Raw genomic sequence first — 17,079 nt, 5'->3', positions numbered from 1 at the left:
TAATTGCCTTTTTCCACCTCTGATACAAGGGCTAATTTAAAGCCTAAATTATAATCGCGTTGGGTACGTTTTACTCTTTTGGTTTCTTTGTTTTTCATAATAAGTCGATTTTGTGTCAACTTATTTCAGGACGTGACAAAGAATAGAAAAAAAGCGACTTAATTAAGTCGCTTTTTTTATAGTTTTTCAGAAATAGATGTTATTATTTGTGGAACTTCGTCTATTTTAAAATTAAGACTAATACTTGTGTCTTCTTTTTTACTTTTAGCGATAGTTAATTGTCCATCTTTTACAGGATAATATCCTGTTTGTCCTCTACAAAAGCAAAGTCTTCCAAATAGTACTTTGGCATCTGTTAATTGGTTGTCCTTTAAAAAAATTGATTTAGGTTCAGAGTCTATTTCTATATATATTATTTCAGAATAATTATCATCTTGTGCGTTAGCAATTTCATTTCTTCTATACTCATATTTCAAAACAGTTTTTTTACCATCTTTTAATGTAGGATATAAAGCACCAATGTTATCTTTATTTATAACTAAAACTTTGTTCTCAAATACTTCAAAAGTACAAACGCCATCTGGTGGACACTCATTTTCAATAGTGTTAATTAAACCGCTTTTTTGAGACAATTTATCTTTTTTTACATTACAAGCTAATATAAATAGTGTTGTAACTGTTAAAATTATATACTTCATGCACAAATATATATATATTTATTGTGATTCTTTAAATTAAGAACTTACCTTTAACATCACTAATTTCAAAAAAAATTGATTATGTATCACAATTACTTAAAAAGCACATTTTTGTTAATAGCGGTTTTGCTATTTTCAACAAATGGTTTTTCTCAAAACAAAAGGTCATTTTGGACCCAATCTAGTACTAAAAAAATTACACAGTCACAGGTTGTTTTTTCAAAAGCTATTCCGCAAAAAAATGCGGTTCTAAATCTTGATTTAGAAGGATTAACAAATGCATTGAGATTTGCACCTTCTAGAGAGAGTAATACTGGACAATCAAACACAATCATTGATTTTCCAAATTCAAAAGGAGAATTACAATCCTACAGAATTCAAGAAGCTTCAGTAATGACTGAAGATTTACAAGCGCAATTCCCAAACATTAGATCGTATATAGGGAAAGGAATTGATAACCCAACAGCAATAATTCGATTTAGTGTTTCGCCAGAAAAGGGATTAAGCTCAATGGTATTATCAGACGAAAAAACAATTTTTATAGAACCTTTTAGTTCGGATTTAAAAACCTATATAGCTTTTGTGAATTCTGAAACTGATCCTCGAGTTGAAGGATTTGAATGTCATACAGAAAGCGTTAAACAAGAATATAATATTTCAGATGAAGAGTATTTAGCATTAAGAAATGCGGATGATGGACAATTAAGAACTTACAGATTAGCTTTAGCTTGTACAGTAGAGTATGCTCAATTTCATGGAGGAACAATGGCCAGTGTAATGGCTGCTATGAACACAACTATGACACGTGTAAACGGAGTTTTCGAAAGAGACCTTTCGCTAACTATGGTAATGGTTGACAATAGTAGTATTATATTTTTAGGACCAAACGTTAATTCAGATCCTTATACAAATAATAATGGAGGAGCTATGTTAGGTGAAAACCAAACCACTTGTGATAACAATATTGGGTCTGCAAATTATGATATTGGCCATGTTTTTAGCACAGGAGGAGGAGGTGTTGCTTACCTTAACTCTCCATGTACAGGTATAAAAGCAGGAGGAGTAACTGGTTTAGGAGCACCTATTGGTGATGCGTTTGATATAGATTATGTTGCACATGAAATGGGACATCAATACGGTGGAAATCATACACAAAATAATAGTTGTCAAAGATCTGCAAATTCAGTAGAGCCAGGTAGTGCATCTACAATAATGGGTTATGCAGGTATTTGTGCGCCAAATGTGCAAAATAATAGTGATGCTTATTTTAATGGAGATAATATTAAGGAAATGTGGCTAAATATTTCTGCTGGAGCAAGTAGTACTTGTGATCAAATGACAGCAACAGGAAATGCTGCACCAGTTGCAAATGCAGGTCCAGATTATTCTATTCCAAAATCTACAGCTTTTATTCTTAAAGGTGCCGCAACAGATGCTAATGCAGGAGACGCATTAACTTATTGCTGGGAGCAAAGTGATGAAACTCCAGCAACGATGCCGCCAGTTTCAACGTCAACTGCTGGACCAGCTTTTAGGTCCTTAACACCAACAGCTTCTCCAGACAGGTACATGCCTGCCTTTGGGACAGTATTATCAGGATCATTAGCATCTACTTGGGAGGTAGTCCCTTCTGTTGGAAGAACAATGGATTTCCTTTTAACAGTAAGAGACAATGTAGCAAATGGAGCAAGCACAAGTTCGGATAACGTAATTATTACAGTAGAGGATGTAACGCCTTTTACTGTTTCTACTCCACCAACTTGGGCACCTGGATCAACGCAAACCGTTAATTGGGTATTAGGACAAACGAATGTAGCTCCTATTAACTGTCAGACAGTTAATATTTTATTTTCTAATAATAATGGAGTAACGTTTTCTACTCTTGCTTCGGGAGTACCAAATACAGGCTCTGCAACAGTTACTGTACCAAATGTTGCAACCACAAATAACGCAAGAATTATTGTTGAAGCTAATGATAATATCTTTTATGCAATTTCTAATACATTTGCTATTAATAGTACTGCAGACTTTAGTATAAGTAATACCTCTGGAGACCAAGCAGCTTGTAATATTGATTCTGTTGCGTTTACATTTGATTATATAACATCTAATGGCTTCTCTGAAACCACAACATTCTCTGCTACAGGAGCGCCAGCTGGTTCGAATTTAACATTTACTCCATCTAGTTTAAATGCTGACGGATCATTTACACTAGATGTATCAAACTTATTAACAGCAGCAAATGGAAATTATACTATAAATGTTACAGGAACATCTCCATCTATAACAAAAACAGTATCTGTTACCTTATCAGTAACTGATGGAGTTTGTGCATCTGTTGGAACTACGCAATACCAAACAAGTACAGAAGGTGTTATTATAAATGATGGTACCACAGATATTTTAAGCAATTTAAACACTGGGAAGCCATCAGGATATTCCGATTATACAAGTAGTGTTGCGGCAACAGATATGATGAGAGAATCTGACTACACATTAACTGTAAACGCAAACAGTGATGGTAATTACCAAATAATTACTTATGCTTGGATAGATTGGAACCAAAACTGTAGCTTTGATGATCCAGGAGAACAGTATGATTTAGGTCAATCTGCAAATATAGTTAATGATCCTACAGCGAATTCTCCACTAACTATTACAGTTCCTACGGATGCTGTTTTAGGCAACACAACAATGAGGGTTACTACAAAATATACAGATCCTGGAGCAAACCAATTTCCTACATCTTGTGAAAATGGACACGATGCTGAGGTAGAAGATTATACTATAAACGTATTAGCTTCTTTAAGTATCGATGAGTTTTCTATAAATAACTTAAGTATTTACCCTAATCCAAATAATGGTGAGTTTACAGTGAGGTTTAATACTACAAATAACAATCCTGTTAATTTACAAGTATTTGATATTAGAGGTCGATCTATATTAAATAACTCTTACAACGTTAATGGAGAGTTTAACCAAACTATTAACTTAGGTAACGTACAATTTGGTTTATATTTATTAAATGTAAACGATGGTAACAAAACAATTACTAAGAAAATAGTTGTCGAATAGATAAGTATTTTAAAATCATTAAAAACTCCGAAGCTTTAGTTTCGGAGTTTTTTTATGCATTGTGTTTTAAAATTAAATAGACTAATTTAGTATTATGGATTTATCTTATTGGGAAATAAAAACGTGGCTAACTAACATAGATTTTACTATTGTTGGGAGCGGAATTGTAGGTTTAAATTGCGCTTTGCGATTAAAACAGCATTATCCTAAAGCTAAAATAGTAATATTAGAAAAAGGCACTTTACCTCAAGGAGCAAGCACTAAAAATGCTGGTTTTTCTTGCTTTGGAAGTTTGTCTGAAATTTTAGACGATCTAAAAACACATTCTGAACAAGAGGTTTTTAATTTAGTACAAAAACGTGTTTTAGGATTAAAAAAATTAAGAGAGACTTTAGGTGACAAAACGATTGATTATCTTCAATTTGGTGGTTACGAATTGTTTTCGGAACAAGATAATTTATTAGAAACTTGTTTATCTCAAAAAGACTATGTAAATCAGTTATTGAAACCCATTTTTAAAGACAAAGTATTTAGTCTTAAAGACAATCACTTCGGTTTTAAAAATATTAAAGAGCAATACAGTTTTAATCAATTTGAAGGACAAATAGATACTGGAAAAATGATGCAAGCTTTATTACAAAAAGCGTTGTTAAATGGCATTAAAATACTTAATAACGTTTCGGTTAAAAGTTTTAGCGAAGCCATAGATTCAGTTAAAATTGAAACAAATCAATTTGAGTTTACAACCTCAAAATTATTAATAGCTACAAATGGTTTTGCGTCCTTATTAAACATTAAACAAGTACAACCAGCAAGAGCGCAAGTACTCATTACAAAACCTATAAATAATCTTCATATAAAAGGCACTTTTCATTTAGATAAAGGCTACTATTATTTCAGAAATATAGACAATAGAATATTATTTGGAGGAGGTAGAAATTTAGATTTTAAAACCGAAGAAACTACAGAATTAAGCCAAACTAGTCTAGTCCAAAATAAATTAGAAGAATTACTAAAAACTACTATTTTACCAAATACACCTTTCGAAATAGACCACAGATGGAGCGGAATTATGGGAGTTGGAGATCAAAAAAAACCAATACTCAAGCAAATAAGTGATAATGTATATTGTGGAGTTCGTTTAGGCGGAATGGGTGTTGCTATAGGAAGTTTGGTAGGCACAGATTTAGCAGATTTAATTCTTGCATAGGCAGGAATCTTATAATAAAATAGCACAGACTTGGAAAAAAGTAATGTACATATCAAAGAAAACTTATATAATCAATGTGTTGCGTTTACAAATAAACGCCTAGATACCATAAATAAAACAATTACCGAATTACAAAACTCTTTAACTTCGGAGACCAAAAGTAGCGCTGGAGACAAGCATGAAACTGGTCGTGCAATGGTACAACTAGAACGCGAAAAAGCAGGCCAACAACTCGCCGAAATCCAGAAAGTACATCAATTATTAGCTAAGATTAATACAGGAAACGCTTCAAAAAATATCGGATTAGGTAGTGCTGTTTTTACAACTCAAGCTAATTATTATATTTCGATAAGCGCTGGCGAATTAACTATCCATAATCAAAAATTTTATGCTATTGCTGCCAGCACACCAATTGCACTATTACTTTTAGGCAGAACAATTGGAGATAAGATAACCTTTAGAGATCAAAAATTTACAATAACAAACGTCATCTAATTTCAATCTAAAATATTTTAGAAGTATCTTTAGTAAAATTGAATTTCTAAAGAAAAATTGAACACAAATCCCTCAAGTTTTGACGTTATAATTATTGGAGGTGGATTGGCTGGTTTATCCAGTGCAATTCACTTATCAAAAAGCAAATTGAGTGTTTTGGTTATCGAAAAAAACGAGTATCCTAAACATAAAGTTTGTGGCGAATACATCTCTAACGAAGTCTTACCTTATCTTGAATTTTTAGGGATTGATGTTTTTAAATTAGGTGCCAAAAAAATTAATAAATTTGAGCTTTCAACACCAAAAAACAAAGTAGTAAAAGCCAATTTAACACTAGGTGGATTTGGGATTAGTCGCTTCTGTTTGGACTACGAATTATCAAAAAAAGCGATACAAAACCAAGCCACAATTAGTCAAGATACTGTTGAAAACATTCAGTTTTCAAACGATAGTTTTTCAGTTAAAACAAAACAAACAACCTACAACTCTAAAATAGTGATTGGTGCTTATGGTAAACGCGCTAATTTAGACATAAAACTCAACAGAGATTTTATAAAAAACAAATCTCCTTTTTTAGCAGTTAAAACACATTTAAAAGGTGATTTCCCAGACGATTTAGTTGCACTTCATAATTTTGAAGGTGGTTATTGCGGACTTTCAAAAGTTGAAAATGACAGTATAAACGTCTGTTATATTACAGATTTTGAAGCTTTTAAAAAGTATAAAGATATCAATGAGTTTCAGGAGAAAGTGGTCTTTAAAAACAAATCTTTAAAAGCAATTTTTAATAACTCAAAGCCAGTATTTGAAACACCTTTAACTATCAGTCAAATTTCTTTTGAAACTAAAAACCCAATCGAAAACCACATGCTCATGTGTGGTGACACAGCAGGCATGATTCATCCTTTATGTGGTAACGGAATGAGTATGGCAATTAGAAGTGCACAAATGGCATCGTTACTTATAATTCAATTTTTTAATGGCGAAATAAAAGAGAGGCAAGCACTAGAAAAGCAGTATCTTAGGGAATGGAATCGGGAGTTTAAATCCCGTTTAAGAACAGGACACATTGTTGCTGATTTATTTAGTAGAAATCAATTAGCAGAAGTTTTAATTAGAATTATTAAGTCGTTTCCAAGTTTGATGCCACACATTATAAAACGTACACACGGAAAAACAATGCAAGTTAAATGAGTCTTTTAGTTAGTACAAAATATAGAAGCGAAGAAGAAGAAATCATGGACGATTTGGATTATAATGGTCCAATACTTCATGATGCTTTAGATAAATTAGCAAAGATAAATCAATGGTTAGGCGGAAATAGTGTAACTGTAAATGGTTTAAAAAAAGCACTTGAAAATCATGCTAAATCAGAACCAATTACCATTATAGATTTAGGTTGTGGAGGAGGTGATATTTTAAGAGAAGTGTCAACTTTTGGAAAGAAAAACAACTATAAATTTAATTTGATTGGGATAGATGCAAATCCACACACGGTTAATTATGCAATACAATTATCGCAAAATTACGATAACATAGAATTTAAAGCTATTGATATTTTTTCTTCGGAATTTGATGAACTAGATTATGACTTAATCTTAACCACTTTATTTCTTCATCATTTTAAGGAAGATGAATTGGTCTCCTTTTTAAAACCTGTTTTAGAAAAAGCTAAATTAGGAATCGTTGTCAATGATTTACACAGACATAAATTAGCGTATTATCTGTTTAAATTATTATGTACAACAATTAAAAACAAAACGATTGTAGAAGATGGATTAACTTCGGTTTTAAGAGGTTTTAAACGAGAAGAATTAAAAGATATTTCAGAAAAAATAAATGCAAATTATCAAATCCAATGGAAGTGGGCGTTTCGTTTTCAATGGATATTAAAAAAAGTAATTAGTGAAAATTAGTGCAATTCGTGTCTAAACTATGAGTGTAAAAATAACAGCAGTAGCCAAACAACTACCAAAATATACCAGAGAAACTAAAGATATTATTCCGTTTTTAAAGCTTTGGATGACTGGTCAAGACGAGCGTTTTCAACGAAAAGTCATAAAGCTTTTTGAAAATGCAGGAGTCGATAGACGCTATTCTATTATGGATGCTGAAGACGTATTTAATAAGACTTCTTTTGAAGAGAAAAACGATATTTATTCGCGCGAAGTCGTCAAATTAGCGGAACAATCTCTTGTTAAAGCATTAAATAAAGCCAGCTTAAAGCCAACAGATATAGATTACATTATAACGGTAAGTTGTACAGGGATTATGATTCCGTCAATGGATGCGTATTTAATAAATAACCTAAAAATGAAACAGGACATAGTCAGACTTCCAGTTACCGAAATGGGTTGCGCAGCAGGAGTTTCAGGTATTATTTATGCAAAGAATTTTTTAAAAGCAAACCCAAACAAACGAGCAGCAGTTATTGCGGTTGAGTCGCCAACAGCAACATTCCAGTTAGATGATTTTTCTATGGTAAATATTGTAAGTGCTGCTATTTTTGGCGATGGTGCAGCAAGTGTGATTTTATCGTCTTACGAAGATGAAATAGGTCCAAAAATTATTGACGAAGCCATGTATCATTTTTATGATGCCGAAACCATGATGGGTTTTAAACTCGTTAATACTGGATTACAAATGATTTTAGATAAGGCAGTGCCAGAAACCATTTCAGAACATTTTCCTAAAATTGTGCATCCTTTTTTAGAACGAAACAACCTAACAATTCAAGATGTAAACCATCTTATTTTTCATCCAGGAGGAAAAAAAATCGTACAAACTGTTGAAGATTTATTCGGATCTTTAGGTAAAAATATTGATGACACAAAAGAAACATTAAGGCTTTACGGAAACATGAGTAGTGCTACTGTATTGTATGTTTTAGAACGTTTTATGGATAAGCAATTACCAAAAGGAGACAGAGGATTAATGCTCAGTTTTGGTCCAGGTTTTTCGGCACAACGTATATTATTAGAATGGTAATCATTTGTCATTCAGAGCGCAGCGAAGAATCTTTAAATAAAAGAGTTAATTATCAATACAATTAAAAATGAAACTAAATGTCACACTGAGCTTGTCGAAGTGTTGTTAAAATAAATATGATTAAAGATTTTCAAAATAAAAACTATTGGGCACTTATTTTAGGAGGCTCCAGCGGATTGGGTTTGGCGACTGCAAAAAAGCTAGCTAAACACGGAATGAATATTTGTATCATCCACAGAAACTCAAGAGCTCAAGAAGAAGAAATAGTTTCAGAATTCAACAAGATTAAAGCGGAAGATATTCAGTTTAATTCTTTTAATGTTGATGCGTTTAAAGCTGAAAAACGAGCACAGATTATTTCAGAATTAAAAGATGTATTAGGTGCCGAAGGAAAAATAAGAACACTCGTACATAGTGTCGCCAAAGGGAATTTAAAACCCATGATTTCCGAAGAAAAACCAACCTTAAAAAACGACGATTTCAACTTAACAATCAATGCCATGGCGATTAGTTTATACGATTGGACTAAAGCGATTTTTGAAGCGAAATTATTCGCGGAAGACACAAGAATTATAAGTTTTACAAGTGAAGGAAATACAAAAGCATGGAAAAATTACGCTGCAGTTTCTGCAGCAAAAGTCACGTTAGAAGCCATAACTAGAAACATCGCTTTAGAGTTTGCACTATTTGGTATTAGAGCTAATTGCATACAAGCTGGTGTAACAGATACAGCGTCTTTACGCATGATTCCTGGAAGTGAAAAAATTAAAAAACACAGTTTAATTCGTAATCCTTTTAAGCGTTTAACACTACCAGAAGATGTAGCCAATGCTGTATATTTATTATGTAAAGATGAAGCCAGCTGGATAAATGGAACAATACTAAAAGTAGATGGAGGCGAAAGTTTAAGTTAGAGACCTCACAGGTTTTTAAAACCTGTGAGGTCTGAAAAACCAAAAGTTAAATTGAATAACAAAGACATCATAAAATTACTACCATATCAACATCCATTTTTATTCGTGGATGAATTAAATAGTGTTTCAAATGAAGGCATCACAGGTAATTACACTTTCAAAAAAGAGGCGTATTTCTATGAAGGTCATTTTAAAAACAACCCAATTACACCTGGAGTAATTTTAACCGAATGTATGGCACAAATAGGTGTAGTCTGTTTAGGGATTTATATGATGAAAGACGATATTTCAGAAGTAAAAAAACCACAAATAGCCTTAACGTCGAGCCAAGTCGATTTCTTTTTACCTGTATTTCCTGGAGAAAAAGTGACTGTTATTTCAGAAAAAGAAGTTTTTAGATTTAATAAATTGAAATGCAAAGTTCAGTTGTTTAATGAGAAGAATGAATTGGTTTGTAGAGGACAAATTTCAGGTATGATGAAGATGAGTTAAGTTATCCTGCAAGGTTTTCAAAACCTTGTAGGTATGAATAAAAAAGTTTAGTATAATTAATGAGATTCCCACTTTTTTTGGGAAGTGAACATGAAAAAAAACAGAGTTGTTATAACAGGTTTAGGAGTCGTCGCACCAAATGGTGTTGGTATCGAGGCATTCACAAAAGCCATAAAAAATGGCGAATCCGGAATTACATTTCATCAACAGTTAGAAGACTTAAATTTTTCGTGTTGCATAGGAGGAATTCCTCAAATTTCCGAAGAAAAAAAACTAGAATATTTAACATCTTTACAATTGAGAGGGTTTAATAGTTCAGGGATTTTATATGGTTGTATTGCAGGAATGGATGCTTGGAAAGATGCAGGATTAAATGTTGATACTAACAGCGAATTAGACTTTGATAGCGGAACCGTTTTTGGAACAGGAACCTCTGGAGTTGAAAAATTTAGAGAAGCTATTTATAAGCTTGATGACAAACAAGTCAAACGTTTAGGAAGCACAGTTGTAGTACAAACTATGGCTAGCGGAATTAGTGCGTTTTTAGGCGGCATTTTAGGTTTAGGAAACCAAGTCACAACAAATTCGTCTGCTTGTACCACAGGAACCGAAGCGATTTTAATGGGTTACGAACGTATTAAAAACGGACAAGCAAAACGAATGCTCGTTGGGAGTTGTAGTGACGATGGACCATATATTTGGGGAGGATTTGATGCAATGCGTGTGATGACTTACAAACATAACGAATCTCCAAAAGAAGGCTCAAGACCTATGAGTGCAACAGCATCTGGGTTTGTACCAGGAGCAGGTGCAGGTGCTTTAGTTTTAGAGTCTTTAGAAAGCGCTTTAGAAAGAAACGCAAACATTTACGCTGAGGTTTTAGGCGGAAATATCAACTCTGGTGGACAACGTAATGGTGGTACAATGACAGCTCCAAATGCTGAAGCTGTACAACGTTGTATAAAAGATGCGATTACAAATGCTAATATTTCTGCTAAAGATATTGATACTATAAATGGACATTTAACTGCAACCTCAAAAGACAGTCTAGAAATTGAAAACTGGACTAAAGGATTAAACAGAAACGGAACAGATTTTCCGTATATAAATTCTTTAAAATCTATGGTTGGTCATTGCTTAGCAGCTGCTGGAAGTATAGAGAGTGTCGCAACTGTATTGCAATTAAAAGAGCAATTTGTATTTCCTAATATAAATTGTGATGATGTGCATCCAGAGATTTCAGCATTAATTTCTAAAGAAAAAATTCCGAAGCAATTATTAAAAACAGAACTAAATATAGCAGCTAAAGCTAGTTTTGGTTTTGGTGATGTTAATGGTTGTGTTATTTTTAAGAAGTATATTTAGACTCATGGTCTTCGACAGGCTCAGACTGACAAATGATTTTCAGTTTTGTCTTTGATTATAACATAGCCAATTGCAAGTTACAATGTCACACTGAGCTTGTCGAAGTACAAAAACCAGCTAAAAGATTTTAAATATGAAATTCTATTTCGTTTATATATTATTATGTGCAGACAAAACCTACTACACAGGTATGACTAATGATTTAGAAAGAAGAGTATCTCAACATAAATCTGGTCATAAAAAAGACTCTTATACTGCAACAAGATTGCCAATTACGTTACTTTGGTATTTACAATGTGAAAACCCGAAAGAAGCTATTACAATTGAAAAACAAATAAAAGGATGGTCTCGAAGAAAAAAGGAAGCTTTGATTAATGAAAACTGGGATGATTTAATCCAATTTTCAAAGAATTATAAGGAAAACGATAACCATATATAGTTGATGGTGTGGTCTTCGACAAGCTCAGACTGACATTTAGTTTCTGATTTGTCTTGATAACTACCTTTACAATTGTAAGTTCTAATGTTACACTGAGCTTACTGATGTCCTTATAAGTCTAGCGAATTAAGTAAGAATAGTCTTTGACAAGCTCAGACTGAAATAGTTATCTACAATTGGATTTTTAGTTAATTAAATATTAAGAGTTATTTTTTATTTAATGTGTTGCACTTATGGGTTGAACTCAGCATGAATCCAACTATGAAAATTCAATGTCACACTGAGCTTGTCGAAGTGCAAAAAAATATGGATATTTAAAAAGAAAAACAAAATATGAATAAAGACCAATTAATAGCCAAACTAAAAACCATCGTTCAACCTTATATTCAAGATGAGGAGGCGTTTAAAAATCTATCTGAAAAGACCGATTTTATTAACGATTTAAAAATAAACTCAGCTAATTTAGTAGATGTTATTTTAGATGTGGAAGACGAATTTGATATTAGAATTGAAAACGACGACATGGAAAAAATGACCTCTGTAAAAGCAGCAATGGATATTGTAAACGAAAAGCTAGCAGCAAAATGATAGGCAATGACATTGTCGATTTAAAACAAGCAGCTAAAGATAGTAATTGGAAACGACCACGTTTTTTAGACAAAGTATTCACTAAAAAAGAACAACAACTCATTTTTAATTCTGAAAACCAACACCAAATGGTTTGGTTACTTTGGAGCATGAAAGAAGCTGCTTATAAAGTAAATGTACAGCAGTTTGGGAAGCGGTTTTTTAACCCGAAACGCATTGAGTGCAAACTAATTTCTAATCAAAAAGGAAGTGTTAGAATTGGTTCTGAATCCTATTTTACACACTCTATACTTAACGAAAATATAGCGTACTCTGTCGCAACATTATCTAATGATAAAAACTATACAAGTGAATGGTTTAAAATAAAAACATCAGAGTATCAATCGCAAAGCGCTATGTTAAAAGCGCATTTTTTAAGCGTGTTTCCAGAGGAAACTGTGACTTTAGAAATTAAGAAGAACCATCTAAATATTCCTCAATTATACAAAGGAGGTAAGGCGTTAAATCTGTCTTTTTCTCTAACGCATCATGGTTTGTATTGCGGATTAGCGTTCTAATCGTGTAGGACCATTGTAGTTTTGTAATTGTGCTCTAACTAACTGTACTTTAATGTAAGAATTATAACTAATTTTTATAATTGCTAGTATAGCAGCACCTGTTATTATTAAGCAAAAACATAATAATATAAACGCGTTTTTAATGCGTTTTCTTTTAAAACTCTGGTCTTCAACACTTATTAATGTTTTAGTTTTTGGATTGTAAAAGCCAGTAACTTCTACTTGATGTTCTAAACTATTTTTAATAGAATGTGTGCTTTCTTTTGATGTACTGAAGGTGTCGTCATTTAGTTTAAAAATATAGGTTTTAGGCTGTAATTCCGCTAAAATAGATTCCGTTTTTTTGGCTTTGGCTATTCGAATTTGATGTTCGTTTAAACGTCTTTTATATTCTTTATCTATTGTGTTATCTAAAATTGAATCGTTTTGTATGCTAGAAAGGTATTTATTAAAAAGCGGATTATCTTTTAATTGTTTTTTAAAATTGGTTTTAAATTGTTCTTCATTTGGCGCTTTAAAAGCTCTTGATGGTAAAAAATAAGCAATATTTGTATTTGAAGCAGGATGGTTGTAAATACGATCTCTTTCCGCTTTTGAAATCAAGTAATTTTCACCTAAATAGTCTGATAGTTTTTTAAATTGAAACACCCAAGCCTTCTTAATTTTGATATAATTTGAAGTTGTTATAGTATTTAATTCTTCCGTAGAAGTCATTGTGATTGCATGTTTTTCAGTTTTAAATAATTCTGGAAATTGTAAACCAAATTCTATATTACTTTGCATAAACAGCACTAATAACGTTGGAATGATCAATAATAAACTTGCATAATTTAGTAACGAAATGCGTTTGGTTTTAGTTAGGCCATTTTCAATTTCATAATCAAAGGATAAGGTTTTGTTAACCGACACCATATATCTGGCAGCTCCTTCGTTTACTGCAACTGCGCCATCTCTTAAAATATACTCGTAAGTAATAGGTTGTTTTTGAGACTTTAAATACTTGCGCCAATGCCATGGTGTTTTTACCTTATGTCCATTAATAGTATCGTAATAAGCACCACTTTTACCATGACTTTCGTAAATGCGTTTATAGTTTCCGGTTTCTTTAAAAATTTCTGGGTTAATTTGGTGTTGCTTATAGCCTTTTAAAAACCAATTCAAGATATAAAGGAGTGCAATTAGAATTCCGAAAAGGATATTAATTCTAAATACATTAGAGTCTTTTTCACTATAAATTGCTATTGCAGCTATGGCAATAATGAGCACTAGAACTACAAACAATCCAAAAATCAGTTTTTTGGCGCTTCGGATTTGGCTGGCAACAAATGCTAATTCTTTGTCGTTTAGGTATCGTCTTGCAAACATTATAGAGTTAAATAGGATTCAAAAATCGGTAATTTGGAGTTAAAATGGATTGTTTTATATTAAAAAAGCAGACTAAACGAAGTTAGCCTGCTTTTTGCTTTTGTAAAAGTTATGTGTTTAGACCACATAGATTTTTAAAGCCTGTGAGGTCTTTTAGAAATCAACTCTTTCTATTAGCCTTCATTTTCTTCTCTCGTCTAATTCTCCAAGGTGCGTTTTTTTGCCAATCTCCAGCCATAATGCAACCGTAAGGCATAACCTCGTCAATAACTTTACCAAGGTTATAGTCTTCCATTTGTGCTCTTACTGCTTTTGCATTTTTGTAAGCACTTGGTAACTCGGTAATATCAATTTCTTTAGAGAAAAATCTAACATCTAAACCTCTAGTTTCTTCTTTAAAGATTTGCATAGTGGTTCCTGTTTTGCTTTTTCTGTGTTGGGTTCTACTCACATTTCTACCAGCTCCATGAGGTGCAAAGCCTAAATTGGTGTTTGTAGTATCGCCTTCAACAATTAAAACGGGTTCGCTCATGTTTAAAGGGATTAATCTAGGTCCTGTAATATCTGGCATAAACTTAGCGTCTAAAGGAGTTGCACCTTTGGCGTGGTAAAACAAATCACCATCTTTAAACACAAAATTATGTTCATTCCAATATCTGTTCTCGATATCAATCTCTAAACTTTGAGCTACTGCATTGTGCAATACTTCATGATTAGTTTTTGTCCAATTCCTTATGGTTTGTAAGGCTTCCCAATACGCCTGACCTTCTTCTGTTTCGAAAGGAATCCATGCATTTTGTTTCATGGTGTCTGGCGATAATTCTTTTCTAAAGCGCTCTGCTATTTTCATACCTTTTGAGTATAATCGTGCTCCTGGACCTCTAGATCCATGATGTGTTACCATCATTGTATTTCCTGTTTTTTTAGAGGTACCTACAAACAAAAAATGGTTACCATCACCTTGCGTGCCTAAATGCGCTCTTGCCATTTTAATCATGTCCTTATCTCCTAAAAAGTAGTTAGCCTCAAAAGCGGCTAATAATTGTTCTGGGAATTTAAACTGCGAATTTCTATCTCTTCCACCAGGACCAAAATGTGTAATGGCGTGTGCAGCATCTAAAATGTCTTTTGGATCTGCTTTGCCAAAATCGGTTAGCATTACAGAGCAGCAAATATCTGCACTGTGCATACCTGGATGAATCGCATTTTTTGCAACTGCAACGCCTCCAACAGGAATGGTTCCGTCTGGTCCAGTAGGACAGGCGTCTGGCATAATAGCACCAGAAACTAAGGTTGGTGTTTTCATTAAGGTTTGCATAGAGTTAATTACTTTTTCTACATTACCTTTTTCTTCTTCATTTTCTGCTTTAATATTAATTGAAAAAGCAACTGGTGTTTTATGCAATGCAATAGGATCTGGCGATTTAAATTGCTCTAAATAAGCAAGCATCTCGTCGTTGTTTAATTTATTTTCGTTTATATGTGTAATGGCATTTTTCATCCATTTTCCTTGTTTGAACCCTAATTCTAATAAGTGGTTTCCTGTTATTTTTGTGTTCCTTTTATTTCTTTTTTCAATGAGATTCTTCGCTATGCTCTGAATTACATTTTAATTAAACTCTGCCAGCTCCAGCGTCTGGCAGAGTGCTACTTTAAAAAGCCTGATTCCAAAAAGACTTCTTATTAATTACTCTGCAAATATTTTACACTATTGCGCAATGTTTTTGCGTAGTAAATAATTTTTTTAAAATTTTATTGAGATGCATACATTTTATCTCTTCTATCTATTTCGCCTAAGGGACTTCCTTTAAAGGTTAAAATGTTTACAAACCCATTGTCTTTAGTAATTAAAGAGTCTTTTTGTTTTACAGCACCAATCGTTTTATTACCATAATCTCCTGTTAATTTATTGGTTGCTGGATCTACGTCTCCCCAAAGTTTATCTGGTTTTCCGTTATCTATTGGTTTGACAAAATAGGTGATACCTGTTACTTTAGATTGTACAATAAATCGTCCTGTTTTGTCTGTTTCCATGAGGAATTTTTTCATTAATTCATGGCGTTTCATAATTATTTCTTGTTTTAAACCTACAAGGTTTTAAAAACCTTGCAGGTTGGTTATTTCTTCTTCTTCTTTTTCTTTTTACTCTTGGATTTTGACTTCTTTTTAGGTTTCATTTTATTTTTAATCCTTTTCATTTCAGAATCTATAAAATCTAAATAGCTATTATTATATCCAAGTGTTTTTGCTTGTTTTAAAGCTTTTAATGCTTTTTTATAGTCTTGAAGACACTCGAAAATAAAACCTTGTAATAGGTAGATTTCGCTTTTATAAACGCCTTTAACGGTTAAGGCAAAATCAATTAATTTTTGAGCTTCGTTGTAATCTTCGTTCCATAGTAACACTAAAATGTAGTGCGAATACACTTTTTTAAAATCCATTTTGTTTGCTAAAGCTTCAGCATAATATTGCTTGGCTTTTTCGTAATCGCCAAATTGTTCGGCTTGCAAACGACCCATTAAATACAAAGCATAAGCGTTGTTGGCTTCGTAGGATAAGGCGTAATTTAAATTTTCAACAGTTTCTTCTAATGCGTATGGATAAGCATCTATGGCTTTAAGCACGTAATTGTTTAACAAATTCGTGTCCATTGATTTGTGTTTTTTAGCAATGAAACGTTTCGACTGCGCTCAACGTGACAATGCGATTGTTTTATATTTTTCTGTTGTCATTCAGAGGCAGAGCCGAAGAATCTCACAACTAAATAAGAAGAGATTCTTCAATCACTTCATTCTTTCTGAATGACAAGACGTTTGGTAATTACTGTATTGGGAATGTTTTAGCAGAAGTGCTAACGACTAAAAACAAAAAACCCGAAACAGTATTTTAAAAG

At 32.7% G+C, this 17,079-nt stretch carries 17 protein-coding genes; 12 read left to right on the top strand and 5 right to left on the bottom strand.

What is annotated here, in order from left to right; translation table 11 throughout:
- Nucleotides 1-176 precede the first annotated feature (176 nt).
- Nucleotides 177-698, bottom strand: a complete 522-nt coding sequence (locus ACVC5O_RS03970) for a hypothetical protein (protein WP_452220170.1) — start codon at nucleotides 696-698, stop codon at nucleotides 177-179.
- Between the two features lie 81 nt (nucleotides 699-779).
- Here ACVC5O_RS03970 and ACVC5O_RS03965 point away from each other — a divergent pair, with 81 nt between their 5' ends.
- The 12 genes from ACVC5O_RS03965 to ACVC5O_RS03910 all read left to right on the top strand — a co-directional run bounded on the left by ACVC5O_RS03965 (nucleotide 780) and on the right by ACVC5O_RS03910 (nucleotide 12,821).
- A complete protein-coding gene (locus ACVC5O_RS03965; protein WP_452220169.1) occupies nucleotides 780-3,773 on the top strand; it encodes a reprolysin-like metallopeptidase in 2,994 nt (997 codons plus the stop codon).
- Between the two features lie 94 nt (nucleotides 3,774-3,867).
- Complete coding sequence (locus ACVC5O_RS03960; RefSeq protein WP_452220168.1) at nucleotides 3,868-4,983, top strand: NAD(P)/FAD-dependent oxidoreductase; 1,116 nt, start codon at nucleotides 3,868-3,870, stop codon at nucleotides 4,981-4,983.
- A 30-nt stretch (nucleotides 4,984-5,013) separates the two neighbouring features.
- Nucleotides 5,014-5,478 (top strand): 3-oxoacyl-ACP synthase, encoded by a 465-nt coding sequence (locus tag ACVC5O_RS03955; protein ID WP_452220167.1) that lies wholly within the window; start codon nucleotides 5,014-5,016, stop codon nucleotides 5,476-5,478.
- 57 nt (nucleotides 5,479-5,535) lie between these two features.
- On the top strand, nucleotides 5,536-6,672 hold the full coding sequence (locus ACVC5O_RS03950) for an NAD(P)/FAD-dependent oxidoreductase (RefSeq protein ID WP_452220166.1): 1,137 nt from the start codon (nucleotides 5,536-5,538) through the stop codon (nucleotides 6,670-6,672).
- Complete coding sequence (locus ACVC5O_RS03945) at nucleotides 6,669-7,394, top strand: methyltransferase domain-containing protein (RefSeq protein WP_452220165.1); 726 nt, start codon at nucleotides 6,669-6,671, stop codon at nucleotides 7,392-7,394. The genes ACVC5O_RS03950 and ACVC5O_RS03945 overlap by 4 nt, the downstream gene beginning before the upstream one ends.
- A gap of 19 nt (nucleotides 7,395-7,413) precedes the next feature.
- Nucleotides 7,414-8,466: a type III polyketide synthase gene (locus ACVC5O_RS03940; protein WP_452220164.1), complete on the top strand. Its 1,053-nt coding sequence runs from the start codon at nucleotides 7,414-7,416 to the stop codon at nucleotides 8,464-8,466.
- A 116-nt stretch (nucleotides 8,467-8,582) separates the two neighbouring features.
- Nucleotides 8,583-9,380 carry an SDR family oxidoreductase gene (locus ACVC5O_RS03935; RefSeq protein ID WP_452220163.1) on the top strand — a complete coding sequence of 266 codons (798 nt, stop codon included), beginning with the start codon at nucleotides 8,583-8,585 and terminating at the stop codon, nucleotides 9,378-9,380.
- A gap of 51 nt (nucleotides 9,381-9,431) precedes the next feature.
- Nucleotides 9,432-9,872 carry a 3-hydroxyacyl-ACP dehydratase FabZ family protein gene (locus ACVC5O_RS03930; RefSeq protein ID WP_452220162.1) on the top strand — a complete coding sequence of 147 codons (441 nt, stop codon included), beginning with the start codon at nucleotides 9,432-9,434 and terminating at the stop codon, nucleotides 9,870-9,872.
- 90 nt (nucleotides 9,873-9,962) lie between these two features.
- The gene (locus ACVC5O_RS03925) at nucleotides 9,963-11,237 is read left to right on the top strand and encodes a beta-ketoacyl-[acyl-carrier-protein] synthase family protein (protein WP_452220161.1); all 1,275 of its coding nucleotides are present in this window, start codon (nucleotides 9,963-9,965) and stop codon (nucleotides 11,235-11,237) included.
- A 133-nt stretch (nucleotides 11,238-11,370) separates the two neighbouring features.
- Nucleotides 11,371-11,676: a GIY-YIG nuclease family protein gene (locus tag ACVC5O_RS03920; protein WP_452220160.1), complete on the top strand. Its 306-nt coding sequence runs from the start codon at nucleotides 11,371-11,373 to the stop codon at nucleotides 11,674-11,676.
- A 333-nt stretch (nucleotides 11,677-12,009) separates the two neighbouring features.
- Nucleotides 12,010-12,264 (top strand): acyl carrier protein, encoded by a 255-nt coding sequence (locus tag ACVC5O_RS03915; protein ID WP_452220159.1) that lies wholly within the window; start codon nucleotides 12,010-12,012, stop codon nucleotides 12,262-12,264.
- On the top strand, nucleotides 12,261-12,821 hold the full coding sequence (locus ACVC5O_RS03910; protein WP_452220158.1) for a 4'-phosphopantetheinyl transferase family protein: 561 nt from the start codon (nucleotides 12,261-12,263) through the stop codon (nucleotides 12,819-12,821). Before ACVC5O_RS03915 ends, ACVC5O_RS03910 begins: the two co-directional genes overlap by 4 nt.
- Here ACVC5O_RS03910 and ACVC5O_RS03905 read toward each other — a convergent pair.
- The 4 genes from ACVC5O_RS03905 to ACVC5O_RS03890 form a co-directional block, all read right to left on the bottom strand.
- The gene (locus tag ACVC5O_RS03905) at nucleotides 12,810-14,186 is read right to left on the bottom strand and encodes a hypothetical protein (RefSeq protein WP_452220157.1); all 1,377 of its coding nucleotides are present in this window, start codon (nucleotides 14,184-14,186) and stop codon (nucleotides 12,810-12,812) included. The genes ACVC5O_RS03910 and ACVC5O_RS03905 overlap by 12 nt on opposite strands.
- A gap of 160 nt (nucleotides 14,187-14,346) precedes the next feature.
- A complete protein-coding gene (locus ACVC5O_RS03900; RefSeq protein WP_452220156.1) occupies nucleotides 14,347-15,687 on the bottom strand; it encodes an RtcB family protein in 1,341 nt (446 codons plus the stop codon).
- 251 nt (nucleotides 15,688-15,938) lie between these two features.
- On the bottom strand, nucleotides 15,939-16,235 hold the full coding sequence (locus tag ACVC5O_RS03895) for a hypothetical protein (RefSeq protein WP_452220155.1): 297 nt from the start codon (nucleotides 16,233-16,235) through the stop codon (nucleotides 15,939-15,941).
- 68 nt (nucleotides 16,236-16,303) lie between these two features.
- Nucleotides 16,304-16,837, bottom strand: coding sequence for a hypothetical protein (locus tag ACVC5O_RS03890; protein ID WP_452220154.1), 534 nt, complete (start codon nucleotides 16,835-16,837; stop codon nucleotides 16,304-16,306).
- Nucleotides 16,838-17,079: the final 242 nt, after the last annotated feature.

The organism is Lacinutrix salivirga, assembly GCF_053604675.1.
The sequence above is the reverse complement of the archived record's forward strand: the minus strand, read 5'-3'. Positions and strand labels throughout refer to the sequence as shown.